General features: G+C 41.7%; 23 protein-coding genes. 14 read left to right on the top strand and 9 right to left on the bottom strand.

The genetic code is table 11. The features are described from left to right. Positions 1-88 precede the first annotated feature (88 nt). Positions 89-1,264, top strand: a complete 1,176-nt coding sequence (locus AC5EUN_RS06565) for a helix-turn-helix domain-containing protein (protein WP_005401132.1) — start codon at positions 89-91, stop codon at positions 1,262-1,264. Between the two features lie 29 nt (positions 1,265-1,293). Here the strand turns inward: AC5EUN_RS06565 and AC5EUN_RS06570 are convergent, their stop codons facing one another. Beyond that, positions 1,294-2,265, bottom strand: coding sequence for an alpha/beta hydrolase (locus tag AC5EUN_RS06570; protein ID WP_005401133.1), 972 nt, complete (start codon positions 2,263-2,265; stop codon positions 1,294-1,296). 192 nt (positions 2,266-2,457) lie between these two features. After that, a complete protein-coding gene (gene mdh / locus AC5EUN_RS06575) occupies positions 2,458-3,669 on the bottom strand; it encodes an iron-dependent methanol dehydrogenase (RefSeq protein ID WP_004984892.1) in 1,212 nt (403 codons plus the stop codon). 239 nt (positions 3,670-3,908) lie between these two features. On the opposite strand from mdh, the gene AC5EUN_RS06580 reads away from it, so the two are divergent. The 3 genes from AC5EUN_RS06580 (at position 3,909) to AC5EUN_RS06590 (ending at position 8,802) form a co-directional block, all read left to right on the top strand. After that, complete coding sequence (locus AC5EUN_RS06580) at positions 3,909-5,870, top strand: hypothetical protein (RefSeq protein ID WP_058869753.1); 1,962 nt, start codon at positions 3,909-3,911, stop codon at positions 5,868-5,870. Positions 5,871-6,001: 131 nt separating this feature from the next. Further along, on the top strand, positions 6,002-7,717 hold the full coding sequence (locus AC5EUN_RS06585) for an AAA family ATPase (RefSeq protein WP_058869752.1): 1,716 nt from the start codon (positions 6,002-6,004) through the stop codon (positions 7,715-7,717). Positions 7,718-7,818: 101 nt separating this feature from the next. After that, entirely contained in the window at positions 7,819-8,802 is a 984-nt protein-coding gene (locus tag AC5EUN_RS06590) for an ion transporter (protein ID WP_004984887.1), read from the top strand. A 363-nt stretch (positions 8,803-9,165) separates the two neighbouring features. Here the strand turns inward: AC5EUN_RS06590 and AC5EUN_RS06595 are convergent, their stop codons facing one another. Together AC5EUN_RS06595 and AC5EUN_RS06600 are read right to left on the bottom strand one after the other, a co-directional pair. Beyond that, on the bottom strand, positions 9,166-10,386 hold the full coding sequence (locus AC5EUN_RS06595; protein ID WP_005401136.1) for an MFS transporter: 1,221 nt from the start codon (positions 10,384-10,386) through the stop codon (positions 9,166-9,168). Positions 10,387-10,631: 245 nt separating this feature from the next. Further along, a complete protein-coding gene (locus AC5EUN_RS06600) occupies positions 10,632-11,090 on the bottom strand; it encodes a DUF441 domain-containing protein (protein ID WP_004696797.1) in 459 nt (152 codons plus the stop codon). A 135-nt stretch (positions 11,091-11,225) separates the two neighbouring features. On the opposite strand from AC5EUN_RS06600, the gene AC5EUN_RS06605 reads away from it, so the two are divergent. Next, the gene (locus tag AC5EUN_RS06605) at positions 11,226-11,960 is read left to right on the top strand and encodes a pseudouridine synthase (RefSeq protein WP_005401137.1); all 735 of its coding nucleotides are present in this window, start codon (positions 11,226-11,228) and stop codon (positions 11,958-11,960) included. A 10-nt stretch (positions 11,961-11,970) separates the two neighbouring features. On the opposite strand, the gene AC5EUN_RS06610 is transcribed toward AC5EUN_RS06605, so the two are convergent. From AC5EUN_RS06610 to AC5EUN_RS06620, 3 genes are all read right to left on the bottom strand, one after another. Next, positions 11,971-12,411, bottom strand: coding sequence for a GNAT family N-acetyltransferase (locus AC5EUN_RS06610; protein WP_004696801.1), 441 nt, complete (start codon positions 12,409-12,411; stop codon positions 11,971-11,973). A 93-nt stretch (positions 12,412-12,504) separates the two neighbouring features. Then, positions 12,505-12,840 (bottom strand): type II toxin-antitoxin system RelB/DinJ family antitoxin, encoded by a 336-nt coding sequence (locus tag AC5EUN_RS06615; protein ID WP_005401138.1) that lies wholly within the window; start codon positions 12,838-12,840, stop codon positions 12,505-12,507. Between the two features lie 112 nt (positions 12,841-12,952). Next, complete coding sequence (locus tag AC5EUN_RS06620; protein WP_005401139.1) at positions 12,953-13,867, bottom strand: pseudouridine synthase; 915 nt, start codon at positions 13,865-13,867, stop codon at positions 12,953-12,955. A 121-nt stretch (positions 13,868-13,988) separates the two neighbouring features. Between AC5EUN_RS06620 and tsaE the strand changes: the two genes are divergently transcribed. From tsaE to hfq, 4 genes are all read left to right on the top strand, one after another. Continuing rightward, positions 13,989-14,465: a tRNA (adenosine(37)-N6)-threonylcarbamoyltransferase complex ATPase subunit type 1 TsaE gene (tsaE, locus tag AC5EUN_RS06625; protein WP_010326867.1), complete on the top strand. Its 477-nt coding sequence runs from the start codon at positions 13,989-13,991 to the stop codon at positions 14,463-14,465. Next, positions 14,458-16,398 (top strand): DNA mismatch repair endonuclease MutL, encoded by a 1,941-nt coding sequence (gene mutL, locus AC5EUN_RS06630; protein ID WP_010326866.1) that lies wholly within the window; start codon positions 14,458-14,460, stop codon positions 16,396-16,398. Before tsaE ends, mutL begins: the two co-directional genes overlap by 8 nt. A gap of 6 nt (positions 16,399-16,404) precedes the next feature. Next, on the top strand, positions 16,405-17,349 hold the full coding sequence (miaA, locus tag AC5EUN_RS06635; RefSeq protein WP_010326865.1) for a tRNA (adenosine(37)-N6)-dimethylallyltransferase MiaA: 945 nt from the start codon (positions 16,405-16,407) through the stop codon (positions 17,347-17,349). 93 nt (positions 17,350-17,442) lie between these two features. Then, the gene (hfq, locus tag AC5EUN_RS06640; protein ID WP_063454285.1) at positions 17,443-17,961 is read left to right on the top strand and encodes an RNA chaperone Hfq; all 519 of its coding nucleotides are present in this window, start codon (positions 17,443-17,445) and stop codon (positions 17,959-17,961) included. Between the two features lie 117 nt (positions 17,962-18,078). Here hfq and AC5EUN_RS06645 read toward each other — a convergent pair whose 3' ends face one another. Then, positions 18,079-19,383 (bottom strand): peptidylprolyl isomerase, encoded by a 1,305-nt coding sequence (locus tag AC5EUN_RS06645; protein WP_010326863.1) that lies wholly within the window; start codon positions 19,381-19,383, stop codon positions 18,079-18,081. Beyond that, positions 19,383-21,842 (bottom strand): LPS-assembly protein LptD, encoded by a 2,460-nt coding sequence (locus AC5EUN_RS06650; RefSeq protein WP_010326862.1) that lies wholly within the window; start codon positions 21,840-21,842, stop codon positions 19,383-19,385. The genes AC5EUN_RS06645 and AC5EUN_RS06650 overlap by 1 nt, the downstream gene beginning before the upstream one ends. Positions 21,843-21,963: 121 nt before the next feature. On the opposite strand from AC5EUN_RS06650, the gene AC5EUN_RS06655 reads away from it, so the two are divergent. The 5 genes from AC5EUN_RS06655 to AC5EUN_RS06675 all read left to right on the top strand — a co-directional run bounded on the left by AC5EUN_RS06655 (position 21,964) and on the right by AC5EUN_RS06675 (position 26,075). Then, on the top strand, positions 21,964-22,980 hold the full coding sequence (locus tag AC5EUN_RS06655; protein ID WP_010326861.1) for an aminoglycoside phosphotransferase family protein: 1,017 nt from the start codon (positions 21,964-21,966) through the stop codon (positions 22,978-22,980). After that, positions 22,977-23,666 (top strand): N-acetylmuramate alpha-1-phosphate uridylyltransferase MurU, encoded by a 690-nt coding sequence (gene murU, locus AC5EUN_RS06660; protein WP_010326860.1) that lies wholly within the window; start codon positions 22,977-22,979, stop codon positions 23,664-23,666. The genes AC5EUN_RS06655 and murU overlap by 4 nt, the downstream gene beginning before the upstream one ends. An 84-nt stretch (positions 23,667-23,750) precedes the next feature. Then, the gene (gene rsmG, locus AC5EUN_RS06665; RefSeq protein ID WP_004696825.1) at positions 23,751-24,383 is read left to right on the top strand and encodes a 16S rRNA (guanine(527)-N(7))-methyltransferase RsmG; all 633 of its coding nucleotides are present in this window, start codon (positions 23,751-23,753) and stop codon (positions 24,381-24,383) included. 25 nt (positions 24,384-24,408) lie between these two features. Next, positions 24,409-25,191: a ParA family protein gene (locus tag AC5EUN_RS06670; RefSeq protein WP_005401148.1), complete on the top strand. Its 783-nt coding sequence runs from the start codon at positions 24,409-24,411 to the stop codon at positions 25,189-25,191. Beyond that, complete coding sequence (locus AC5EUN_RS06675; protein WP_004696828.1) at positions 25,188-26,075, top strand: ParB/RepB/Spo0J family partition protein; 888 nt, start codon at positions 25,188-25,190, stop codon at positions 26,073-26,075. Before AC5EUN_RS06670 ends, AC5EUN_RS06675 begins: the two co-directional genes overlap by 4 nt. Positions 26,076-26,103 lie beyond the last annotated feature (28 nt).

A 26,103-nucleotide genomic window follows, 5' to 3' on the forward strand; every position in this document is an offset into this window, starting at 1 on the left:
GAAGGAAGGAGGTTTACAAGCCTTTGACAAATGTTTACAACCAAGTAATACAGTGGACGTATATCAGGAATTGTTTTGAGAATAAGGAATGATGGCAATGCAACATTTAATACAGAAAAGACAAGAAATAGAAAAGCTTAGAACCAGTAGCAGTATTTCGACGGTACAAGCTGAACAACTGGGAAAAAGTATTGCAAGTTCATGGCAGCGCTCTAACTCCGCAGAAATTCCAAAAGATCGCTTTGCTGCGCCCATTTCTGAAGGTTCTATGTCACAAGGTTCAGCGCTACAACATGCTTTGAGTTACTGCGCAGATGAACTAAGACATATTGCACAACAGTCTTCGATGGTGGTCGCTGTAGGCGATATTGGGAGTACGATTATTTGGAGTGCGTCCAGCAGACAAATGCGTAATGCGGCAGAAAGTGTACATTTTGTTGAAGGCGGGCAGTGGCGAGAGGAATTGGTGGGGACCAATGCATTGGCCTTGTCCTTAAAAACGCAACAGTCCAGTTGTGTCTTTTCAAATGAACACTACATGAGCTCCATCCATGATTGGGTCTGTTATGCGGCGCCGATCATCGACCCTTACTCAAAACACGTCCTTGGGGTGATTGATTTATCCACCACATGGAAAAATCATAATAGCCTTGGTCTACTCGCAGCAGAGCGCTGTGCATCTATCATCCAAACGGCACTGTTAGAATATCAGCGTCAACAGTTATATATCCGTGCTTTTGGTGTGCCGCAAGTACATTTCAATGGCAAAGTGATGGTGCTCACACCGCGACAAATTGAAATTCTGACCATCTTAGCGCTGTGCCCACAGGGCATGACTTTAGACACTTTGCATCAGGCCTTATATGGTGAGCGCAAGGTAAGTGTGGGAACACTTAAGGCCGAAATGTCACAACTGCGTGACTTGCTCGGTGGTATGTTGGGATCTCGTCCCTATCGAATTTTGGCGCATATCGAGGCCGATTTTTTACAAGCCGAGCAAGCCTTAGATGCTGCATATATCGAAACCGCGTTAAAACTTTGTTCAGGTGTTTTACTGCCTAAAACGGAAAGTCCATTTCTATGTGCATGGCGCGACTGTTTGGAGTCACGTTTAAGCAGTGCGATTTTTAAAGCCAATGAAACCGATATGTTGTTTAAACATGTCGCACGTTACCCAGAGGCGATTGATGCTGTTGAGCGACTCATTGAGCTGACACCGAATGGACATCCTGCGCATCAGCTACTTGAGAAATATAAAATTTAAGAATTCTTAATTGTGTTGGAAAGGTATATTTACACTATTTTTTGCTCGAGCCATTGGAACAGCTTAGTATAAACTTCGGTACGAACTTCAGGTGCGGAGAGTACTAAGTCGTGTAAACCGTTTTGAATGGTCACGACACTGACGTCACCTTGTAAATTTTTAGCCTGCTTTTCAATGTCTTTAACATCTAAAATCACATCACTGGTTTGCGCGGCTAGGCCCCATTTCTTCGGGTTAAGCGTTTGATGTGAATGCATAATGAGTGCAGGAACAGAGAGCTTTAAACCACCGCGATGAATTTCTTTCTGTGCTTCATGAATTGCACGTACAAAGCTGATGCGAACCATAGAGTAGCTTGGTTGTTTCCACTCCAAATCAAAGTTCCATTCACCATGCTCGTTTTGATGCAGGCTCGGTACATACCATTTATTCAGTTCACTTGGAAACTTGATGTCAGGAAAATGCTTTGCGAGTCGGCTGAGCTGCGGCACGCCAAGTTTGCGCTTAATGGGATGCATATTAAAATCATAAAAAGGGCTATTGGCCCAAAGTGCTTTGATCAGCGGATGCTTAGGATTGTGTGCAGCGTATAAAGTCGTGATTAAGCCACCCGTAGAGTGTCCTGCAAGCAGCACCGTAGTATGGCCTTCATTGCCAATGATCTCTAAGGCTTGGGTAATTTCAGCATCGTATTCGCTGAGATCACGGACATTGTAGTATTTTTGATGACTTAAATAAGAGCGCCCGTATTTACGTAAATCCAGCGCATAAAAATCATAACCATGTTGGTTAAATTGTTCAGCCATTTCGGTTTGAAAAAAGTAGTCAATAAAGCCGTGGATATACAGCACAGCTTTTTGAGTATTTTTCGGGGCTTTTTTGCGCACGAGGGTTGCGCAGACTGCACCTTCATAATCGTCTGGGAAACTGAGTTTTAATTGTTCATAGCCTTCGCCGAGGACATCAGGTGTATACGCAGGATGAGTTTGATTTTCTGACATAATTTGCTCTGGTTGTTATTGTCATGAGTTTTCTTATCCTTGATGAAGTGCAAAACTTTGTCAACCACAAATAAAAAAAGACAATTTAAGTGCACGGGTAAGCAAGGATTAGGCTTACCTGAATGAAACAGTATGGACGTCTGTTTCATTCCACTTAAATTGTCAAAGCAAACTAAAAGTTAAGGAGAGAACTTATACCGCTGCTTTAAAATCGACCACTGAAGCACCAGATTTGAGTGCAGCTTTGAAGATGTCGACCACTTGAGCATGGTTTGCTTTACGTGGGTTCGTCAGCATGCAGGCATCTTTTTGCGCATTTTCAGACATAACACCCAAATCTTGCTCTTTCACACCCAGTTCAGATAAGCTCGATGGAATACCAATCGATGCAGATAGTTCACGAATCGCGTCAATGGCAGCATATCCAGCTTCTGTCACAGTTAAACCTGTGATGTTAACTCCCATCAGTTCAGCAATACGTGCATAACGGTCAGGGCAGGCAATTAAGTTGAACTCACAGACGTGTGGGAGTAGGACTGCATTACATACGCCGTGAGGTAGGTTATAGAAGCCACCGAGTTGGTGAGCCATAGCATGGACATAACCTAGTGATGCATTATTAAATGCCATACCTGCTAAATATTGTGCATAACTCATGGCATCACGTGCTTCTAAGTTTTCGCCGTTCGCAACTGCTGGACTTAACCATTCGCTAATCATCGAAATGGCTTTTTCAGCACAGGCATCGGTGATTGGATTTGCCGCTGTTGAAACATAAGCTTCTACCGCATGGGTTAAGGCATCCATACCTGTTGCTGCTGTTAAGCTTGCAGGTTTTGCAATCATCAGTTTAGGGTCATCAATTGCAATCAGTGGAGTGCAGCGCCAGTCTACAATTGCCATTTTTACGTGCGTATCTGTATTGGTAATAATACAGAAGCGCGTCATTTCTGATGCTGTACCTGCCGTGGTGTTGATGGCAATAAGAGGAGTCATTGGAACCGTACTTTTATCAATTCCTTCGTAGTCACGAATATGACCGCCACCCGCAGTCACGAGTCCAATACCTTTAGCGCAGTCATGGGAAGAACCACCACCTAAGGACACAATAAAGTCACAACCTTGTTCGTTATACGCAGTCACGCCGTTGTGGACATTGATGTCAGTTGGGTTCGGTTCTGCACCTGGGAAGATGTGGCTATCAACACCTGCATCTTTGAGATATCCTGCAATGGTGTCGGCTACGCCAAATTTAAATAAACCTGCGTCGGTCACAATCAGCGCTTTCTTTGCACCGAGGTTTTGTGCTTTGCCACCAATTTCTTTGGCACAGCCTGGGCCAAAAAGTGAAACACAAGGGATATAAAAACCGTTCGTTTGATCTGCAATATTTTTAAAAGCCATGGTGCGATTCCTTCTACCATTATTTATGTTGTTATCGGTGCTCATTACCGTTTTTAGAGTATTGAATGATTCCAAAAACTTGTGTACCTACCAAATACCTACCATGAGTAAGGGAATGAGGAAAAATGGCTTCACCGAACAAAATGGCTATCGATAAAAGGCATAGCCTGTGGTTCAGGATTTGTTTATATTGGTTTTGAAGTTGTGGTGAAAATAGCCAAATTCAAAGAGGGCCAGCCGTGGAGAAAAACGATAAGCTTAAGCAATATCAAAGTCTTGCTATACAGTTAAGACAAGTTGTTCCGAGTATTCAGCAGCTTTATCACGAGCAGGCCGCTTTTCTTTCCACACTCAATGTGCAAAACGTTTTAAGTGTCGACGTAAAAAAACAACGGATTCAAATTTTAAATCATTGTTTTCATATTCAGTTTTATATACCGACGGAACAGGCGGAGCTGTGTGTTCCACAGTTTATCTATCAAGGGCACTATGCGGAAGCACTCGAAGAGTTTTGTTTACACGACATTGTGTTTTTAGTGGGTGATCAGTCCCCACAACATTCTTTGTATTTGCGTAATAAAGTTAAACAGTTGCGTCAGCTGATTCTTCAGCAGGTGTTTGTTTTGTTCGATGGGCCGAGTCGCGTGCAAACGATTTTGACTGAAATACGGCAAACGCAATCAGAACTCTTTCAACAGCTGTGCCAGCAAGTTGAATTCAATACAGATGATCCAACCTCTGAGCGAAGTTTGCTGGCCGAGTTGCAGCGCTTATGCAACTTAGATGTAGATCAGGCGGAAGATATTTTACCCTTACAGTCGTTGATGAATAGTTATGATGAGCTGTGTTGCAGTGCCAATCAATTCTTAGAACCACATGTTTATCGCATTATACAAACGGCATTTCCTGAACGGTTTTCTTTACAAGAGTTGATGGATCATACGCACGACATTCATTTGTTGTATCCGCATGCTAAAGAGCAGCCCCATATGCTTGGCTTTGTGCGGCTTATGCATCGGGATTTTTGGACATCGCGTGATTTGTTGTCTAAGCGGCATTTTTTAAAAACTGAGACCAAGACATGGCAAAAGAAGGTCGCTAAACTCCCGATTTTTGATGAAAGCCGTACCGTAAATTGGTTATTCAAACAAAAAGCGGTGGTGACAGACTGGGTTAGTCAAAATATTCAGCACAGTAGTATACGCGTTGCCGTAACGGCTTTAAGTTATCTCGATACTCAGTCTTATCATCCTGAGATTATTGTCACGACTTTAAAGTACTTCCAACATGTTGCGGCTCGCTTATTTATACAAAGTTGCTATGAGTATGCCTTACAACAGCACTGGTTTGAGCTGGAGGCCAACCAGCATGTGGTCTTAAAAAATAGACGCCAAGATATGGATGATCAGCGGATAGCGATCAGCCCATCTATTTTGTATTTAGATGAATGGCTCGAACTGCTGCGCCGTGTGGTCGAACAACAGCCCGAACGGGGGAAACGGGTCTACACAAAATTGAGTCGTGTAATGCAGGCCTATATTCAGCATCTAGATAAAATTGCGCAGAAACTCCCAGAAGACTTAGTGACTTATTTTAGCGAAGATAAGCAACAACACCGTGATTTTTATCTTCAGTTAAAGCAACATAAACTGTATATTGAAAGCTTTAGACAGTTGTTTTATTTAAATCATCCCCCTTTACGAGTTTCGGTGTTTGATGCATATGTGCGCGATTATTTGCCTGAACATTTCGAGACGCAAAAGGAGATTTTAAAAAATGTCACGTGGAAGAGCCTATTTCATCAGGCTGTGCAGTGGCATGATCAATTGCATAGCCAAGAGCTGCTTGCGGAACTGAAACGAAAGCTTGGTTATGTCTCATGGCAACCGATCAGTCATGAAGCTTATTATTTTATTGAGAGTTGGGTGCTTGAGGAGCTCAAAGATATGGATCGTATCATTGCAGAGTCACGTCGCTTTCAACATTGTTTAGCAGCCAGTTTTGCCGAGCGAATTATTGTGCGCGAATATGCTGCATTTCATATGAGTCATACCGACGCACAGCGGCATTTGACGCTCGGTTGTCACTATATTGCAGGGCAACTGTTATTTGATCAGCTTGAATATCCAAACAACCAAAAAGCGCTACCGGATGATGTTGTCGTCGCTGAACAATTCATTGCCATGCTGAACCAAAACTAATAACCCAGCTCTTAAAAATTAAACAACAATGGACTTAATTTGTCGCACATCATTTACTGTGTGACGAGATCTGCTTAACTTTTTTGCAAAAACTCGGTAGGCTATAGCCGTTCATCAATGGTATAGGTCTTATGAAGCAAGAAACTGCACTCAAACTCTTAAAAGCGGGCGAAAATGTCTTTTTAACCGGTTCCGCTGGTGCAGGAAAAACCTATACGCTGAACCAATATATTAACTATTTAAAAGCCCGCAAAGTGCCTGTGGCGATTACTGCTTCTACAGGTATTGCCGCAACGCATATGAATGGCATGACTATTCATACTTGGGCTGGTATTGGAATTAAAGATGCGTTGGGGGAAGATGAACTCAAACGCATGAAAGAACGTAAATATTTAAAAGAGCATTTAGAGAATGCCCAAGTCTTAATCATCGATGAAATTTCGATGTTACATGCCAAGCAACTCAATTTGGTCAATAAAGTCCTTAAGTTCTTTAAAGAAAGTCAAGAGCCATTTGGCGGGATTCAAGTGATTGTTGCTGGTGATTTCTTTCAGTTACCGCCAGTTGGTAAAAATGAAGAACGCAACCGCGATAAATTCTGTTTTATGTCTGATGCTTGGGTCGAAGCCAAGTTTCGTGTGTGTTATTTGACTGAGCAGCACCGTCAGGGCAATGATTATCTCAATGATATTTTAAATGCCATCCGCAGTCAGAGTATTAACTCTCAGCACTTGCAGGCTTTACAAGCTACACGTCAGCAAGATATTGGAGAAATCTTTACACGTTTATATACGCATAATATGGACGTGGACACCATCAACTTCAAACATTTGAATGAAATTGAAAATGAAGGTCGACAGTTTGAGGCGGTGTGTGATGGCAATGACAAGCTTATTGAAACTTTAAAGTCTTCTGTGCGAGCACCTGAAAACCTAACCCTCAAGAAAAATGCCAAAGTGATGTTTGTAAAGAACAACTTTGATGTGGGATATATCAACGGTAGCTTAGGCGAAGTGGTGGGCTTTGAAGAAGATGATGACTTTGGGATCTTGCCTAAAGTCAAACTGACTGATGGCACGGTACTTGTAGTTGAGCCTGAAACATGGTCAGTGGACAATGATGCGGGAAAAACGATTGCCAGTTTTCAGCAAATTCCATTGCGCTTGGCATGGGCCATTACCATCCATAAGTCACAAGGGATGACTTTGGCGGCAGCGGAAATTAATCTTAGTCATACTTTTGAAAAAGGACAGGGCTATGTGGCTTTGTCGCGCTTAAAGACTTTGGATGGTTTAAGGTTACTAGGATTTAATGAACAAGCTTTGGAGTTAGATAGTCTTGCCATTAAGGCAGACCGTCGCTTCCAAGAACTGTCCGATGAAGCCGAGACACATTTCGAGGCCGTTGATCTTGACCCGCAGCACAAGGCATTTATCCGTCACTGTGGCGGAACGCTCAATGAAATTGAGATTGAGCGGAATGAAAAGAAAATTGCCCGTAATGCAGGTAAAGCCAACTATGCTTCTGCAACACTTGATGAAACACGTGAATTGTTTGAAGGTGGTTATGAAATTGCAGATATCGCACAAGAGCGCGGTTTGACGGCTGCAACTATTATCAACCATTTGGCAAAGTTGCATAAAGAGCAAGGCTTGGATATTTCCGTGGCACATCCTGGAGAAGAAGTAGTTGAGCAAGTGCGGAAAATTTATAAACGCTTAATGAAGCGTCAGCAAACAGAACACTTTAGCGAAGATGGTGCGATTAAGCTTCGTCCTATTGTGGAACTGACAAATCCACGTATGGGCTATGACCAAGTTCGTTTAGCGCTGTTATATATTGAATAACATCTTAAAACTAGGACATTTCGTGCAGAAATTTCTTACTTACTTTGCCCAGAACTTCAGTTAAACTGAATTTTAAGGGATAAGAATAACTTAGAATCGTAATGAAATTGACAGCTTGGTACACGCTTCGCAAATTTGTTTATAACAATTTGCATAATGAGGATTATGAGACGCCCTTAAGTCGAGGGTTAAACTATTTTCTCATTGCACTGATTATGAGTAATGCTGCTGCGGTCTTGCTGGAGTCGGTGCAAAAGTACTATGTGTTGTATCAAGACTTTTTCTATTATTTTGAAATCTTTTCTATTATCGTTTTTAGCGTCGAATATCTTTTACGTTTTTGGTCAATTGCTGAATCTAATAGTTTTGAGTCGGATTGGAAAAACCGTCTAAATTGGGTCAAAAGTGGTGGGGCGATTATCGACCTTTTGGCTATTCTACCTGCCTATTTAAACTTCTTTGTTCAGTTCGACTTACGATTCTTAAGAATTGTTCGTTTGCTCCGACTTCTCAAGCTCACCCGCTACTTTGTCTCTCTACAAATTTTATTACGTGTCATTGAGCGTGAAAAAGGCTCATTTCAAGCGGTTATTTTCATCTTAATGATTATGATCATTATGGCGGCTGCAGGGGTGTATTTGATTGAAAGTCAGGCACAACCTGAAGTTTTCAGTTCCATTCCTGCTTCAATGTGGTGGGCCGTGGTTACATTGACCACCGTCGGTTATGGCGATGTGACACCTATTACGCCGTTAGGACGCTTTCTTGGTGCGATTATTACTATCTTAGGTGTAGGTTTAGCGGCATTACCTGCGGGTATTTTGGCGAATGGTTTGGCCAATGAACTTGAGCAGCGTAAAGAAAAACTTGAACTCAGATTTCGAGAACTAATCCAAAATAGCGATATTGATTTTGTCTTGGAGACAGAAAAAATTGAAGAAGTTCGTAAAGAAGTTGGGCTGACCAAAGAGCAAACACACGATATTATTTTACAGCTCATTCGTGAACAAAAAGAAGAATCTTTAAGGCAAGAGCGTGAGCAATATGCCTATTGTCCACACTGCGGGAAAAAGCTACCTGAATGATTATGCCAGTCAGTTAAGGTGTTTCGTATTGAACTTCTTAACTGCGGAGTCTCACCGTTTTTAAGTTCAATTTTGGAGTTCTTTTTTTCGCCAAAAGAAACACATTGGTCATTTGAACAAACAGTCCATATTAAAGGCGATTACATCGCCTTGGGCTGCAAATAAAAGCTTTGCTTTTATTCTTACCGCAGCTTGCGGATGACGTTATCGCGTATCGAATAAAATTTAGAGTTTAAAAAAAATGCCATTAAGATTTTTAATGATCTGACATTAATCTGAATGATGGATTGTAAAAGCGTGCATAACAATACGATTGAGTTCTTACGCACGCTTATTGTTTTAGATAAAGTCATTTATTGGGGGTTAACAAGTCTGATTTGAATCGCTTTTACATGCGGATATCAACTTTTTCTCATGCTGAAAAGCCAACAATAAAATAATCAGCCCACCTAAACTTAGTAAAACTCCGACCCAGATTGGAGCTAGCCAACCTAAACCTTGGCTAATTAACCAGCCGCCCAGAAAAGCACCAAAAGCATTGGCAATATTAAATGCAGAATGATTCAGCGAAGCTGCTAAGCCTTGTGCATTACCAGCGACATCCATTAAGCGGGTTTGTAGTAAAGGCCCCAAGCCTGCAATACTGAAGCTAACCAAGAAGAGTGCAATAAAAGCAGTGGCAAGGTGATCCATAGACAGGGCACAAAGTACATAAGAGCAGGCATTGGAAACTAAGACCCAAATAATCGCCTTGTTTAAGTTTTTATCGGCAAAGTGTCCTGCGACAACACCGCCGACGACCAACCCGAGCCCAATACATGCCAGTGCAAACGGAATGACTTGAATGCTAGCATGGGTATATTCAGTCAAAATAGGTGATACATAACTATAGACAGAAAACAGCCCACCAAATCCAATTGCACCGACAGCAAGCGTGAGCCACATTTGTGTATTTTTAAGTCCACGCAGCTCATTTTGAATGCTGGCTGTGTGATCCAGTTGCATTTTGGGTAGGCCAAAACAAATTGCGACCACAGTCAAAAATGCGATAGATGCAGAAAACTCAAAACCTGCCCGCCAACCATACAGCTGACCCAGCCATGTCGCAAAAGGCACACCAATCACGGTCGCGACATTCAGCCCCATCATGAGCATGGCGACTGCCGAAGCACGCTTTTGTTTTCCAGCAAACTCTGCAACCACCAAAGCGGCAATACCAAAGTAAGCGCCGTGAGGGAAACCTGCAATAAAACGTGAGACCAACATAGACTCATAGCTGTTTGCGAGTGCTGTACTGGCATTGGCGATACCATAAAACAGCATGAGGCCAATTAAGAGCGTTTTACGCGGAACCTTTGCGGCCAAAATGGCAATCACAGGTGCGCCAATAGTCACACCTAAAGCATAGGCACTAATAAAATGCCCTGTGACAGGAATGCTGAGATTGAAACTTTGTGAGATCTCTTGGATGAGTCCCATCGCAACGAATTCAGTCGTACCAATACAAAAACCACCGAGTGCTAATGCCAAAATAATGACAGATAAGTGACTCGTTGGTGGGATGCTATTTTCTTGAGAGGACATAAATAGACGAGAAAATGAAAAGTATTATACGTTCTTTATCACATTAAAATTTGGTTGTTCAAAAAAGTTATAAGTGAACTAAGCAAGCGTATATTCATATGAACTCTGAAGGTTCTACACGATGAATATTTATTCATAGCGCTATATTGAGTGGACTTTCTATAAAAAGAAGTCAAATTTAAAGGCAGCAAATACAGATCAATCCAGCCTAGCTTGAGAATTTGGATTTTTTTGTATTCGCTAGGCTAGGGCTGTCCTGTACCAATGATTAGGGTAAGTAACCCAGCCGCAATGAGTGGGCCGACTGGAACGCCACGTAGTAAAGCCACTCCTGCAACGGTTCCGACTAGTAAGCCTGCAACAACATCGGGTTGGTTTGACATCAGTTTTACGCCGCGCCCGCCTAGCCATGCAACCAAAACACCAATGGCGATGGCAAGTAATGATTTGACACTTAAAAAAGATTTAAAAATACTTTCACCACTAATTCTACCACTTGCAATCGGCACTAAAACTGCAATGGTTAAAATGATGATCCCGATATTTAATCCATGTTGTTGGATGAGTGGGAAGTATTCACTCAGTGGTGTCATCCGCAAAATAATGAGTACTGCAGCAGCAATGGTTACCGCAGAGTTGTGACTGAAAATACCACAAGCCAGCAGGATCAAGAGGACGATCAGATTCAAATCTAAGTTCGGCATAGGGGAGAGACTGGTCAAAAAAACATGTGCATTGTAACGTTTTTTTAGCCACTTTGCCGAATGATCCAAGTACTTTGATTGATGTTCCTGTATTTCAGTATAAAATGAGCCTTTATTTAAAAATGTGGTGTGCTGATGCTGTTGGAAAAAATGTTGCAGTCGCAAGGATTTGGTTCGCGAAAGCATTGCCAACAGTTGATTAAAAATGCAGCCATTGAAATTGATGGGCAGATCATTACTGACCCTAAATATAAACTCAAATTGGATGCTTTGAACTACAAGGTACATGGCAAGAGCTTTGAATACCGCGAAAAAGTCTATATCGCCTTAAATAAACCTCAAGGCTATGAATGCTCACATCAGGCGACACATCATTTTAGTGTTTTTGATTTGTTTGACGATGTGCTCTTGAATCGTGGCATTCAGTGTGTAGGTCGTCTAGATCAAGACACCACAGGTTTATTGTTACTCACCGACGATGGTCAGTTTTTACAAGCATTGACACATCCTAAAAAGCATGTGGCAAAAGTGTATCGGATGAAAACTGCCGACCCTGTTACAGATGAACAGGTCCAACAGTTGGAGCAAGGGGTGGAGCTGCGAAATGAAAAAGGGAGCTTTGCTGCAACGGATGTAAAACGCTTAGCTGAATGCGAACTGCAAATGACCGTGCATCAAGGGGTATATCATCAAGTGAAACGTATGCTTGCGGCAGTGGGAAATAAAGTTGAGAGCTTGCATCGTCAGCAAATTGGAGCGCTCGACTTAACGGGGATACCAGATTTAGTCGAAGGGCATTGGATCTATTTAAATGCAGAACAAGTGGCTTTAGCCAAGACACGCAATGATCTTGAGAGTGAAGGTCTTTAGACGCTGAATGCTATAGAAAGCAATGATAGGTCTTAAATTCATTATCCGCTACAAAGCCCATTGCTTCATATAAGCTGTGGGATTGATAATTATTTTTTTGCGTTTCAAGCGTAATACGAATGGCTTTTTCGTGTCGCGCAAACAAAATCGCGGTATCAATCAATTGTTTTGCTGAGCCATGGCGACGATGCGGTGGAGAAACATAAACATCATCTAAAATATAATAAGTTGCACAGGCCACAGAAGAAAAGCCTAAATACAGCAGCACAAAACCTGTAATCACATCGTCTTTGACATGAATGAAGATGACGCTTTGTTCGTTTTCAAGGCGAAGTTTAAGGAACTTTTGGGAAAGCGCTAAGTTGGAAGATGCACCATAAAATTGGCGATATTCATCAAATAATACAGCAAGTTTTTCTAAGTCTTCTAAAGTGGCACGTCTAACGATCATGTATTACTCCATGCTGTATTTATAATATTTACATGAAGCATACCTAAGTTTTGAAAGGGATATTTCTAAAATTTGTTTAGAAATGCAACACTGTTAAGTTTTGTCACTTTCTCCCAAGATTGCCGCTAATTCTTCAAAAAGATCACTATGTTCATCGTCTGCAAATAAATCATTGGTTGCAGTTGAGTCTGCGCTGGTGATGTGATCAACCGCTTTTTGTTCTTGCTTGAGCTTACGTAGCTTAATCAGCTGTTCAAGATTGATGTTCTGGTTTTCAATTGAGAATGGGATGGATTTGGTTAAAACCACTTGTCTGAAGAACAAACGAACGGCTTGCGCAGGCGTAATTCCCAGTTGTTTAAACACTGCAAAAGCTTGTTTCTTTTCTTGGGAATCGAGTCGAATTTGATAGACTTCTGTTTTTCTCATGATTTTTTAAATAATTTGAACGACTTAAGGGTAGAAGTTATTTTAATCAATTCCATTGTAATTTCAATATTCATACAATGGAATTTTAAATTATTTTGTAATGACAAGCAGATTACAATGTCAATTCAGAATTGGAGCTAAACTGCATAAGCTGTTGAGTTACTGGATCTTTAAATGAAAGATGCTTAGCTAATAGCTGTAAAGGCTGACTAAAATCATAGTCGGCTTTATGTACAACTTTAGGATAGAACGGATCATTTTTAATCGGAAGACCTAAGAAGTTGAGGTGTACACGGAGTTGATGTTGCTTCCCTGTCTCGGGTTTAAGCTCATATTTTGCCCATGTTTCATCATGTTCTAAAAGCAAGATCTCAGTTTCACTGTTCGGTGCTTCGTCTAGGACTTGCATGGTGTAGAACGGTTCACCTTTTTGCATATGTAGTTTTACTATGCGTGGAAATTTGAGTTCGCGGTTAAAAGGTGCAATCGCATGATAGGTTTTTTGAACCTGTCGCTCTGCAAACATTTGCTGATACATCCCTCGACTGTGAATGCATTTGGAAAACATCACTAAGCCAGCGGTTTCACGGTCAAGGCGGTGGATGGGCGTTAAATGCTCAATGCCTGTTTGTTTTTTCAGGCGCACCAATAGGGTTTGTTGAACATATTGCCCCGTTGGACTGATGGTCAAAAAGTGCGGCTTATCCACCACTAAGAAATGATCATTTTCAAATAAAATCTCATGCTGAGATGGCACTTCAATTTCGTGCGCTAAAAAGCGGTAATAAAACACATGCTGATTTTCAAGATATGCCGAATCTGTATGGAGTACATTACCTACAGCGTCATAGACCAAACCATCATGAAAACGTTGCTGCCACTCAGTTGCTTCAATATGCGGAAATTGGTCAGATAAATAAGCCAATACGGTGTGTGGTGCTGGCTTTAATTTAGGCAGAAACACTTTACTTGCGCTCACGCCATTGAGCATGGGAGGGCAAAATTCAGCAGGTTTTATGGTGAACATGATGTGCAGGCAATATCTAATCGGTTGGTGCAGTTAAATACGAGATTTCAAGCTTGTGGCTTGGGCATTTTGTGAGTCCAGTGCTATCATAATTGTTCTTTTGTCACTTGTCGTGAGTATTATGCAGTATTCATTTAATTTAACGCTCAATAATGAACAAGATACCCAAAATTTAGCACAAATTTTGGCACAGCATTTTACGACGGGTGTGGTGTATTTAATTGGGGATTTGGGTGCGGGCAAAACTACGCTAACACGCCATTATTTACAGTATTTAGGTCATCAAGGTTCCGTGAAAAGCCCAACCTATACCTTGGTTGAACCGTACCAAGTTCAAGAGCGTGATATTTTTCATTTTGACTTGTATCGTTTAAACGATCCGTATGAACTGGAGCTAATGGGCATTCGTGACTATTTGGAAACGCCCAATGCATTGTTTTTGTTTGAATGGCCGTCTAAAGGGGGCAATGAAATCCCTCAGGCAGACATAATTATTGATATTCAAAAATCTGAAGATGAACTGACACGGTCTGCTACCTTAAGTTTCCATTCAGTAGCATTATTACAAGCTTTAGAGAGCCAATTAAACAATGCATGATGATTTAAAGATACGCCGTATTCATACTTTGAATCCTGCTTTAGCCAACCAAATTGCAGCAGGTGAAGTCATTGAGCGTCCAGCGTCTGTGGTCAAAGAGTTACTTGAAAACTCGATTGATGCAGGTGCGACAGAGCTGATTATTCGGGTAGAGCAAGGCGGCAGTACTTTAATTGAAATCATGGACAATGGTCGAGGGATTCACGCTGAAGATCTCCCTTTGGCGGTGATGCGACATGCGACCAGTAAAATCCAAACCGCTGAAGATTTACATGCAATTGTCAGTTTAGGCTTTCGTGGAGAGGCTTTGGCTTCTATTGCAGCGGTTTCGCGTTTAACCTTGACCAGTAGTCAGGTGGATGATGGAATTGGCTATCAAGTTGAAGTCAATGGAACTGCATTTGATCGTCAAGAGATTCAGGCTGTAGCTGCGCCTAAAGGTACGCATATTCGGGTACAAGATTTATTTTTTAATGTGCCTGCACGTCGAAAATTCCTCAAAAAACCTGGCACAGAGTTTGGTCATATTGAGGAAATCGTCCGACGTTTAGCGCTGACGCATTTCGATATTCGTTTTGTGCTTGAACATAATCAAAGCATCAAATTGAATTTGCCGATTGCAGATAGTGGTGAGCTACGTTTTCAGCGCGTACAGCAGTTGCTAGGGCGTGCATTTACTGAAAATGCTTATTGGATGGATGCAGATAGCATCAACATGCGTTTAACAGGTTGGTTGGGACATCCCTCGGATGCGCGGGCTCAGGCTGACTTACAGTATGTTTATGTGAATGGTCGAATTGTTAAAGATAAAACCATCTCTCATGCGCTGCGTATGGCTTATGATGGTATTTTGCATGGACATCAGCATGCGGGTTATTTGCTTTTTCTGGAAGTAGACCCTGAAAATATTGATGTCAATGTACATCCGACCAAACATGAAATTCGCTTTTTGAATCAACGTGAAGTACATGAATTTGTACGTCACTATGCCAAAGAGACTTTATCGCAGTTTCAAACGGCAACCGCAGATTTATCTGATGCAATGAAGATTGCAGAGAATCAAGCTTCGATGTCTGTGCAGCCTCGTTATCAAGAGCCTTTGCAGTTGCATCGTCGTGTTGAGTCTGCACAAACTGGTGAGCAAGCCCCATCGGATGTGCTCACTGACTTTAGTTCAAATCAACCACAAGGTGTCCATTATTCGGCGCAACCTTCACGCTATCAGGGCTCACAACAGCTCAATAATGCCTTGCAAAGCTATTTAGCACCTCTGCGTGATGCTTCATCTGCTGTTGATCAAGCTCAGTCTTTGGCTGATTTTACAGTGCAAAGCACTAAAGTCGATGAGCATCCGTTGGGAATTGCCATTGCACAATTGCATGGTATTTATGTGCTGGCTCAAAATACAGAAGGGCTGATTATTGTTGATATGCATGCAGCGCATGAGCGTATTTTGCTACAGCAAATGAAGTCAGCGTGGGATAAACCAGAGTTTTGGACTTCTCAGCAGTTACTTATTCCCAAAGTGATTAATATCACGCGAATGCAAGCGATACGAGTGGAAGAGCTCAAAGATCAATTGGCGCGTTTAGGTCTTGAAATTGATCAATATGGCGATGAGCAGGTCATTGTTCGTGGTGTGCCTGCGATTTTACATAAAGCCAATTTTGAGGCGCTGGTACCTGAATTACTGAACGATTTAGATCCAAATGATGAAGCGCAGGGCTTACTGCAAAAGCGTGATCAAATTCTAGCGGGTATGGCCTGTCATGGTGCTGTTCGCGCCCATCGCATTTTGGGTCTTTCTGAAATGAATGCTTTGCTTCGTCAAATGGAACAAACTGAATTTGCCAGCCAATGTAACCATGGTCGCCCAACTTGGCGTGCGTTTCCATTGGCTCAACTAGATAAGCTTTTTGCTCGAGGAGAGTAGTTTTACATGTCAACTCAATTGCCGGTCATCAATTTAATGGGGCCAACTGCAAGTGGTAAAACTGCTTTGGCATGTCAGCTCTATGAGCAAGGAAATTTTGAACTGATATCTGTAGATTCAGCATTGGTTTTTAAGGATATGGATATTGGTACAGCAAAGCCGACTAAAGAAGAGTTGCTGCAATATCCACATCACCTTATCGATATTATTAGCCCATTAGAAGTCTATTCGGCTGCAAACTTTGTTGAAGATGCATGTGGTTTAATTGATGACATGCATGCGCGAGGTAAAACTCCGATTTTGGTGGGTGGGACTATGCTCTATTTCAAGGCACTTTTAGAAGGTCTTTCAAGCAATTTACCGAGCGCAGACTATGCTGTTCGTGCTGAAATAGAAGCAAAAGGTGAGAGTGAGGGTTGGTCTGCGGTCTATGCTGAATTATGCAGTGTGGATCCACTGGCGGGCGAAAAATTTAAAGTGAGTGATAAACAACGGATTATTCGCGCTTTAGAAGTTTACAAATTGACAGGGCAGCCTATTACTAAACTTCAAGCTGAACAACCTAAAAACGTGCCTTATCGCTATAATTTTCATAATTATGCTTTGATGCCAGACCGTGCCGAATTGCACCAAAGAATTGCACAACGATTGAAAATTATGTGGGACATCGGATTTTTAAATGAAGTGGAAGCACTTATGAAAAAATACGATTTAGATGAAAATTTACCCTCTATGCGCTCAGTTGGGTATCGACAAGCACTCGAATTTTTACAGAAAGGAGATAAAACTGTCGAAAAACAACGTAAAATGGAGGATAAAGCACTTTTTGCGACACGACAACTTGCCAAACGTCAATACACTTGGTTAAGATCTTTGCAAGAGGCACATAAATTTACAACGTATTGTACTATCACGCAGGCACAAGAAGACTTGCGAAACTGCTACGGATAAAGCAAAATTTAGCTACTATCTTTTTTATAATTTTTAATTGAAAAATAAAGATAGTTTTTTGCGCTGATTTTTAAATTTTTTTGGAGTTATAACATGTCTAAAGGTCAAACTTTGCAAGATCCGTTCTTAAATTCTCTCCGTAAAGAACGTATTCCTGTCTCTATCTTCCTTGTAAACGGTATTAAGTTACAAGGTCATATTGAATCTTTCGACCAATATGTTGTTTTATTAAAAAATACAGTAAGCCAAATGGTTTACAAGCATGCAATTTCTACAGTTGTTCCTGCACGTAACCCGCGTCCTGCTGGTGCACCTGCTGGCGCTGGTCAACAAGGCGGCTTTGGCGGTCAACAAGGTGGCTTCGGCGGTCAACAAGGCGGCTTCGGCGGTCAACAAGGCGGCTTTGGCGGTCAACAAGGCGGCTTTGGCGGTCAACAAGGTGGCTTCGGTGGTCAAGGTGGCTTTGGTGGTCAAGGTGGTGGCTTTGGTAGTCAAGGTGGCTTCGGTGGTCAAGGTGGCTTCGGTGGTCAAGGTGGCTTCGGTGGTCAATCGACTGGTTTTGATGGCGAATCAAAATTTGAAGACACTCAAGATGACGAAAATAATCGTTAATTGATTGTTTAAAAAAGCCTCTCACATGAGAGGCTTTTTTTATACCTAATTTTTAGTTTTCATCCAAGTGGAAAATAAAAAACCAGCATAAATGCTGGTCTTTCTATGTATCCAAACTTATGACTTGTTGTTCTTACGGTCTAAGTTCGGATCTTTAATTTCAACATAAGCTCTGTTACGGGTTTCACGTAACCAGCTATCAAGCTCTGCATCAAATTGACGCTCACCTAAAATTTGACGTGCCATACGCTCTTGGTATTCAGCAGTCATGTCTTGTTGACGTGTTTCAGTCACTTGAAGAATATGCCAGCCAAATTGGGTTTGGAAAGGTTTACTAGTTTGACCTACCGGTGTATTTTTCATGGTTTCTTCAAACTGAGGAACCATCACACCTGGGCTGACCCAACCCAAACTCCCGCCATCACGTGCTGAACCTGTGTCATTAGAGTAGGTTGAAGCTAAGACTGCAAAGTCTTCACCTTTTTGAACGCGGTTATACAGGCTTTCGATCATTTGTTTAGCATTTTCAGGGCTAACCACTTCAGAGGGTTGGATCAAAATATGGCGTGCTTTGTATTGAGGCACAATCGCTTTTTGCTCAGCACCTTTACGTTCAACTAGTTTTAAAAGATGTACACCATCTCGTACTGTAATTAAATCTGTGGTTTGTCCCACTTGGAGTGGACTCACACGTGCTGCAAGCTCGCTAGGGATGTCAGAAAGTGCTCTAAAGCCCATATCTGCACCTTCAACTTTGGTGCCAGCAGTACTGAGCTTTTTAGCAATTGCAGCGACGTCATTGTTGTTTGCTAGAACAGTTTTGACTTGCTTCGCCACAGCGTCAGCATTGTCACCTGAAACACGCACATGTAGCACATGTACTTGATTGCCAAGTGCTGCTTGACCTTGTGGGGTATTTAAGAAGTTTTTAACATCTTGGTCTGAAATTTGGATACGGGAGGTAACGATTTGTTGGCGCAAACGATTGATTGCTAAATCTTCAGCAACGCGACTACGCAAAGAAGCATAGGTTCCCGGTGCCATTTTATCGAGCTTTTGTTGGAATGCTTCTAGGCTTGTGCTACCAGATTGTTTTGCAACATTTAAAACCGCTTCATTCAAGCTTTTTTCATCAGGTTGAATGTTGTAACGCTTCACTTGTTCAAGCTGAGTCTGACGAATAATCAGTTGCTCTAATGCTTGTTGTGCCAAATATTGCTCTGGTGGGACTTGTTTCTTTTGGCTCTCAAGTTGATGTTTGAGCTCAGCCATGCTTGCTTCTAAGTCACTCTTCAAAATGACACTGTTATCGACAACAGCAACAACTTCATCCGACGCATGTACAAAAGTTGGAATAGCGGTTGCGAGAGCTAAAGCCAAAGCACTCGCTTTAAAAAATTGTTTGAACTGTTTTGTCTTCATTAACGGTCTGTCCAAGTCTGATTAATATTGTTAAAGCCTAGAATACGATTTTCTAGTAATGATGAAAGTTTACTGTTGAGTCCGCCTAAGCCTTTAAGCGTAATTTCGGCCATAATTGCACGTTTAGGTTCTACACCTGCAGCATTGACGTCATCCAAGTCGTTATAGTACTCACGACCATAAACGGAGATCCCCCAACAGCAAGACTCGTAATTGACACCAAGGAGGTATTCACGAGCGACATTGTTGTCTAAGTCATATTGAGCGTGGCCCATAATACGCCAGTTGTTATGGATAGGTTGTACAAAAGATGCAACCACTTGGTCGTAATGTTCTTGACGATCTGCAATTTCTTTACGATAGAAATAGCCAACGTTATAGAGGTTGCCTTTATCACCCGTAAAGTAAAGTTGTAAGTCGCGTTGCGCATTATCGCCATTCGCCATCCATGCTGAGTTTGCACCGAGGGTAAAGTTTTGCGAGAGCTGGCTAGATACGCTGACAATCGGCCCAGAGTGATTTTCTCTGTCAAAGACATCTGCTGTTTGGTCAAGCGTTACGCGGCGGTCTTCGAAATAATAGCTTTGGCCCACACTGGCTTTTAAGCGTTCTAAACCCACAGTATCAAATAAGCTATAACTTAAGCCCAGTGACAAGAAGTTATTGTCTTCTAGACGGTCATGGCCATAGAAGCGATTTGCACTAAACAACTGATCATAGTTGATCGATGCTGTTGCAGAGTCAAAGTTTGGTGCGTCATCTTGATTTTTATAGGGTGCATAGGCATAGAACATACGTGGACTTAACGTCTGTAAGAAAGTGCCTTCTTTTTCAAAGGTTAAACCTGCATCAAAAGTCACCTGTGGCACGACATAAGATTTGTCGTTCGATGAGCGGTTGGTGTTGTCAAACTCATTGATGGTGTCTTGATCGTAGAATGTGTTCACATTACGAATAGATACTTCAGGAATGGCGAAAGCCCACGGTGTACGGTAGTTGTAGCGTACAGAAAAGTCATTATAGACACGGGTGCCGCTTGGTTCAAAGCTATCGTTGGTATCACCGTCGATAGCCCCAAAGTCCTTTTTAAAGTAAGCCGTATCGTTGTTGAACTCGTACTCTAAACCGAGAGCGTTGCCTGCTTTATAGTTGAGTAAGAACTGTGGTAAACGTGCATACGGACGGTCAACGTAGGGTGTAGTTTCGTCTAGTGTTTGGAAGTCTTCAACTTTCAGTTGGGCTTTTAGACCAGGAATTCCATTTTTATAGTTTAACTCCCAAGCACGACGCAGGTTTAAGTCTGTCTTGGTGTTTGGGTTATTGCTTAAGTCAGTAAAGTAGTCTTTGTCTGAAGCATAGTTATATTCAAGGTTGGTTGAGAACTGTTCATTGATTTGCCAGTTATGTAAAAAGTGCAAATCTTTACGGTCTTCATCGTCATATTTTCGGTCAGAAGCTAAGTAACCCCCCCAAATTTGACCTGAACCAAAGTTTTCGGTTAGATAGCGGAACTCACCCTCAAACATTGGGCCGCGGTCGCTGATATAGCGTGGCGTAGCAGTCGCGTCGTAGTTAGGTGCTAAGTTGAGATAAACAGGTACTGCAAGCTCGACACCACCATCATTGGTGAAGCCAAAACTTGGTGTCAAAATACCGGTAGTACGACGGTCATCAATCGGGAAGTTGAAATAAGGAACTGCGAGAACGGGTACATCTTTAACATAAAGTTTTGTGCCGCGTGTTTCACCACGGCCAGTTTCTTGATTTAACTTAATTTCGTCTGCTTGGATTTTCCATGTTGGCGATTGCTCTGGTGGGCAGGTGCTATAAGTTGCATTTTTTAGCGTGGTGGTCGTTTGTGACTCACGTAGGATTTGTTCAGCCCGCCCATGCGCATGTTGTTCTTCTGAAATATAGAAACTGTTTTTCAGATCGCCTTGTTGAGTTTTTAGGTTGTAATTGATTTGGTCGCTTTGCGCTAATAAACCACTTTGCGCCATTTGCACGCGTCCTTCAGCATTGGCAAAAGTCTGAGTCTGGTCAATGGTGATTTTATCGGCACGAATTTGACGACCTTCTTGATCAATCAGAACATTACCTTCAAGAACAGAGTCACCTTGTGGGTTGTAGTGACCATAGTCCGCTGTAATGGTGGATGTCGCATTGGCTGCGTCAGCAGCTTTGGTTTCAGGGCTTACAGGGGTTAACCATGTGCCTTGGCAATACGCGGAGCTTAAGTAACGACCTTGGCGCTGTTGAGCTTCAGGAGATGACTTATCGACATAGTATTGTTCAAAAAACTTTTGCCCAGGATAGCTTTCTTGTAGTGCTTGTTTTAGCGATTGTTGTTCGTCTGAAATAGACGTGGTTGGTGTTGCAGCATAGCTTGTGATTGAGCTACCACAAAGAAGGGTAAATATCGCAGTCGCTAAAGGATTAAATTTAAACTGATGCTTCATGTGTCTCATTTACCAAGTATGCTTAAAACGCAATTAATTATTGTCGCATCATAGAGAAAAAGTTGATAAGTGGCTACACTTAGCACTTTAAAAACTCAGCCTGTATTAGAATTTATCGCAAATGAATACACAACGTGAACAATTGATACAAACATGGATTTCATCTGTACTTGGTTCAGATCAATTTGAAATTAACTTTTTAGCAGGCGATGCAAGTTTCCGTCGTTATGCACGAATCAAGTTGAATAATAAAACATTTATGCTGATGGATGCACCACCAGAAAAAGAAGATTGTGTGCCTTTTGTGACGATTGATGAATTTTTTGATACGAACGGTGTTCGTGTACCACATATTGTGGCGAAAGATTTGGAGCAAGGCTTCTTATTGCTTGAAGATTTTGGTGATGTGCTACTGTCTACACAGCTCGATGACAAGACTGTCGATGCACATTATGAGCAAAGTTTTAAACAGTTGATTCAATTGCAATCTATTGATGGTGAAGGTCATTTCCCAGCTTATTCTTATGAGAAGTTAATGACCGAAATGTCGTTGTTGACAGATTGGTTATTGCCAAGTTTACAGATTCAACCTTCTGATGATGAGTCTGCGCTGATTAAACGTACATTTGCAATTTTAGCCAATGCTGCTTTGGCTCAGCCTCAAGTGATTGTACATCGTGATTTCCATAGTCGTAATCTCATGCTTTTGGTAGATGAGCAAGAGCAAGGCGTAATTGACTTTCAGGATGCTGTGATTGGTGCCGATACTTATGATCTGATCTCAATTACACGTGATGCGTATGTGCAATGGAATCCTGAGCGCGTTTATCATTGGTTTAAAGTGTTTTATGACCTATTGCCAGCTTCTGCCAAAGAAGGGCGTGATTTTGAACAGTTTAAGCAAGATGCTGACATGATGGCCATACAACGGCATATTAAGATTTTAGGTATTTTTGTGCGTTTATTTGAACGTGATGGAAAATCAGGTTATCTGAAAGATTTACCACGTGTGATGTGGTATTTACTCGAAGAAAGCAAACCTTATGCAGAATTACAACCTTTCATGCAATTTATTTGCGATAAAGTGATGCCGAAATTTGAAGCAAAATATGGCAAATATGAGGTTGTTGCAGCATGAAAGCAATGATTTTGGCCGCGGGGCTTGGAAACCGTATGCGTCCTTTAACATTATATAAACCGAAACCTCTGCTTGAAGTTGGTGGCAAACCACTGATCGTTTGGCATATTGAAAAACTCAAGCAAATTGGGGTCACAGAAATTGTGATCAATTCTGCATGGTTGGCCGATGTCTTGATTGGTGCACTTGGCGATGGTTCGCAGTTTGGAGTGACTATTCGTTGGACGCGTGAAGAAGAGGGGCTTGAAACAGCGGGTGGTATTATCAATGCTCTACCACTGTTGGGGACAGAACCGTTTATTTTAGTGAATGGCGATGTTTGGACCACTTTTGATTTTGCATCTTTACTTGATGTGCAATTGGACGCCGATTTTGCGCATCTCGTATTTGTACCCAACCCGACACAACATCCCAAAGGCGACTTTATCTTAAATCAAGGGCGTGCTTATACCTTTGAACAAGAGCAGTCAGGCGAAGCACTGACTTATAGTGGTGTTGCAGTTATACATCCACAGATGTTTAAGGGATTGGAAGCAGGTAAGCGTCCGTTGGCTCCATTGCTAAAAGAAGCGATGTCTGCTGGAAAAATTTCTGCCGAGAAAATGCAAGCCGCATGGGTGGATGTTGGCACACCTGAGCGATTAAGTGATCTAGATCTACAGATTCGTCAAGGTATGTACGTTTAAGTGCATAATCACTAAGCGTTAGCTACTGTTCCACGGCTGAGAAATCGGTATACTTCAGTTTAATTTTATTGAGATGTCTTCTTTATGCATCCATTTTTTCAAGACTTAAAGCAAGGTAGTCAAAAGCTTGGCTTAGATTTGAGTGAAGAAGCATTAAATTTATTGCTGAAGTATCAAGACGCACTTGTGCTGTGGAACAAAGCTTACAATTTAACAGCGATTCGCGATCCTAAAGAAATGCTGGTGAAGCATTTATTAGATAGTTTAAGTATTTTAAAAGATTTGCCGAAAGGTCGTTTGCTGGATATTGGTACAGGCGGTGGTATGCCGGGCATGATTATTGCTCTATGCCAACCTGAGCGCCAATGTGTTTTGCTTGATTCCAATGGCAAAAAAATTCGTTTTTTAAAGCAGTTTATTGCAGACTTAAAATTAACCAATGTAATTGCAGTTCAAACGCGTGTTGAAAATGAAGATAGCATCCATGATTTGGGTCAGTTTGATGTGATTACCAGTCGTGCATTTGCCTCTTTAACCGATTTTATCAATGCATCGAAGCCTTATATGCACCCAGACAGCATCATTGCGTCTATGAAAGGTTTGGTTCCGCATGACGAAGTTGAAGCGTTCAAAAACGAATTTAGTTGTGACATTATTGCGTTAAAAGTTCCACGTTTGGACGAACAACGACACTTACTTTTATTAAAACGTATCTAAAAAAATTCAAAGGATTGGGCGGGTCATGGCACAAATTATTGCGATTGCTAACCAAAAAGGTGGTGTAGGTAAAACCACAACCGCAGTAAATTTGGCTGCATCTTTAGCAGTACTTAAAAAGCGGGTTTTATTGGTTGATATGGACTCGCAAGGCAATGCGACCATGGGTTCAGGCATTCAAAAAAATGACCTACTGTATTCAGTGACCGATGTTTTACTGGGTGAAGTGCCTATAGAGACTGCGATTACCAAGGCGGAAGTGGGTTATAAGGTCTTGGGTGCAAACCGTGATTTGGCAGGCGTTGAACTTGCGATTGCTGAGCAAGAAGGGCGTGAGTTTATTCTGCGTGATGCGTTGCAAGAAATTGAACAAACATATGACTACATCATTGTGGACTGTGCGCCCAGCTTAAGCTTGATCACAGTTAATGCACTGGCAGCGGTGGATGGCGTGATGATTCCAATGCAGTGTGAATACTATGCTTTGGAAGGCTTGGCAGATTTAACACAGACCATTGATCGCATTCAACAAGCATTGAATCCTGAGTTAAAAATTATTGGTGTTCTGCGCACCATGTATGATGCACGTAATGCACTGACACGTGACGTGTCTGAAGAATTAGAACAATACTTTGGCAAAAAACTCTATGACACGGTCATTCCACGTAATGTGCGTCTAGCTGAAGCACCTGCGCATGGTTTGCCTGTGATTTATTTTGAAAAAAGCTCGAAGGGCGCAGTTGCTTATTTACATTTAGCAGCTGAAATGATTAAGAAAAGCAAAGTGAAAAAAGGAAGTAACGCATGACCGTTAAGAAACGTGGACTAGCAAAAGGTCGTGGTTTAGATGCCTTACTCGGTTCCATTCAAAAAGAGAAATTACAACTTGAAGCACAAGCTCTTGATCACGGTCAGCTAAAACAAATTGATGTGCATTTATTGCAGCGTGGTGAATATCAGCCACGTCGTTTTATTAATGAGCAAGACTTACAAGAGTTAGCAGCATCGATTGAAAAACATGGTGTGATGCAGCCGATTGTGATTCGTCCAATTGATAATGAAAAGCATCCCTATGAAATTATTGCGGGTGAGCGTCGCTGGCGTGCGGCTCAACTTGCTGGCTTAACGCAAGTCCCAGCCATTGTTCGTGATTTAACAGACCAAGTTGCAATTGCACTGGCGTTGATTGAGAACATCCAACGTCAAGACCTTAATCCGATTGATCAAGCGATGGCATTACAACGTTTTCATGAAGAGTTTGGTTTAAGTCATCAAGAAATTGCGGATACGGTAGGTAAAGCGCGTACCACAGTCAGTAATTTGCTGCGTTTATTAAGTCTAGCTGAGCAAGTTAAAGACTTTATGCAGCAGGGGTTATTGGATATGGGACATGCTCGTGCCATTTTGACTTTGAAAGGGAAAGATCAACTGAAAGTCGCAGAATTGGTGATAGAGAAAAGTTTATCCGTTCGCCAAACTGAACAATATGTTCGTGATCTCAATGCGCCGAAACAAGAAAAATCGAAAACGGAAATTGCACCAGATCTTCAACAATTGACACAGCGCTTAACAGATCGTTTTAGTGCAAATGTCAAAATTGATCATAATAAACAAGGGAAAGGCAAGCTCACGATTCATTATCATTCACTAGATGAGTTGGATGGTATTTTGAATATTTGCTTAGCTGAATAATTTTATTTTCTATTTTAAATACTTGGGG

This window comes from Acinetobacter sp. CAU_H_S170_2 (assembly GCF_058890445.1).

Coding starts and splice junctions, on each gene's coding strand:
- AC5EUN_RS06610 (WP_004696801.1), bottom strand. CDS start 12,411: ATGATCGTTAGACGTGCCACTTTAGAAGACTTAGAAAAACTTGCTGTA.
- AC5EUN_RS06645 (WP_010326863.1), bottom strand. CDS start 19,383: ATGAAGACAAAACAGTTCAAACAATTTTTTAAAGCGAGTGCTTTGGCT.
- AC5EUN_RS06605 (WP_005401137.1), top strand. CDS start 11,226: ATGCTGTTGGAAAAAATGTTGCAGTCGCAAGGATTTGGTTCGCGAAAG.
- AC5EUN_RS06620 (WP_005401139.1), bottom strand. CDS start 13,867: ATGTTCACCATAAAACCTGCTGAATTTTGCCCTCCCATGCTCAATGGC.
- mutL (WP_010326866.1), top strand. CDS start 14,458: ATGCATGATGATTTAAAGATACGCCGTATTCATACTTTGAATCCTGCT.
- AC5EUN_RS06585 (WP_058869752.1), top strand. CDS start 6,002: ATGAAGCAAGAAACTGCACTCAAACTCTTAAAAGCGGGCGAAAATGTC.
- mdh (WP_004984892.1), bottom strand. CDS start 3,669: ATGGCTTTTAAAAATATTGCAGATCAAACGAACGGTTTTTATATCCCT.
- murU (WP_010326860.1), top strand. CDS start 22,977: ATGAAAGCAATGATTTTGGCCGCGGGGCTTGGAAACCGTATGCGTCCT.
- AC5EUN_RS06615 (WP_005401138.1), bottom strand. CDS start 12,840: ATGAGAAAAACAGAAGTCTATCAAATTCGACTCGATTCCCAAGAAAAG.
- AC5EUN_RS06600 (WP_004696797.1), bottom strand. CDS start 11,090: ATGCCGAACTTAGATTTGAATCTGATCGTCCTCTTGATCCTGCTGGCT.
- AC5EUN_RS06590 (WP_004984887.1), top strand. CDS start 7,819: ATGAAATTGACAGCTTGGTACACGCTTCGCAAATTTGTTTATAACAAT.
- AC5EUN_RS06655 (WP_010326861.1), top strand. CDS start 21,964: ATGAATACACAACGTGAACAATTGATACAAACATGGATTTCATCTGTA.
- rsmG (WP_004696825.1), top strand. CDS start 23,751: ATGCATCCATTTTTTCAAGACTTAAAGCAAGGTAGTCAAAAGCTTGGC.
- AC5EUN_RS06675 (WP_004696828.1), top strand. CDS start 25,188: ATGACCGTTAAGAAACGTGGACTAGCAAAAGGTCGTGGTTTAGATGCC.
- hfq (WP_063454285.1), top strand. CDS start 17,443: ATGTCTAAAGGTCAAACTTTGCAAGATCCGTTCTTAAATTCTCTCCGT.
- AC5EUN_RS06595 (WP_005401136.1), bottom strand. CDS start 10,386: ATGTCCTCTCAAGAAAATAGCATCCCACCAACGAGTCACTTATCTGTC.
- AC5EUN_RS06650 (WP_010326862.1), bottom strand. CDS start 21,842: ATGAAGCATCAGTTTAAATTTAATCCTTTAGCGACTGCGATATTTACC.
- AC5EUN_RS06670 (WP_005401148.1), top strand. CDS start 24,409: ATGGCACAAATTATTGCGATTGCTAACCAAAAAGGTGGTGTAGGTAAA.
- miaA (WP_010326865.1), top strand. CDS start 16,405: ATGTCAACTCAATTGCCGGTCATCAATTTAATGGGGCCAACTGCAAGT.
- AC5EUN_RS06570 (WP_005401133.1), bottom strand. CDS start 2,265: ATGTCAGAAAATCAAACTCATCCTGCGTATACACCTGATGTCCTCGGC.
- AC5EUN_RS06565 (WP_005401132.1), top strand. CDS start 89: ATGATGGCAATGCAACATTTAATACAGAAAAGACAAGAAATAGAAAAG.
- tsaE (WP_010326867.1), top strand. CDS start 13,989: ATGCAGTATTCATTTAATTTAACGCTCAATAATGAACAAGATACCCAA.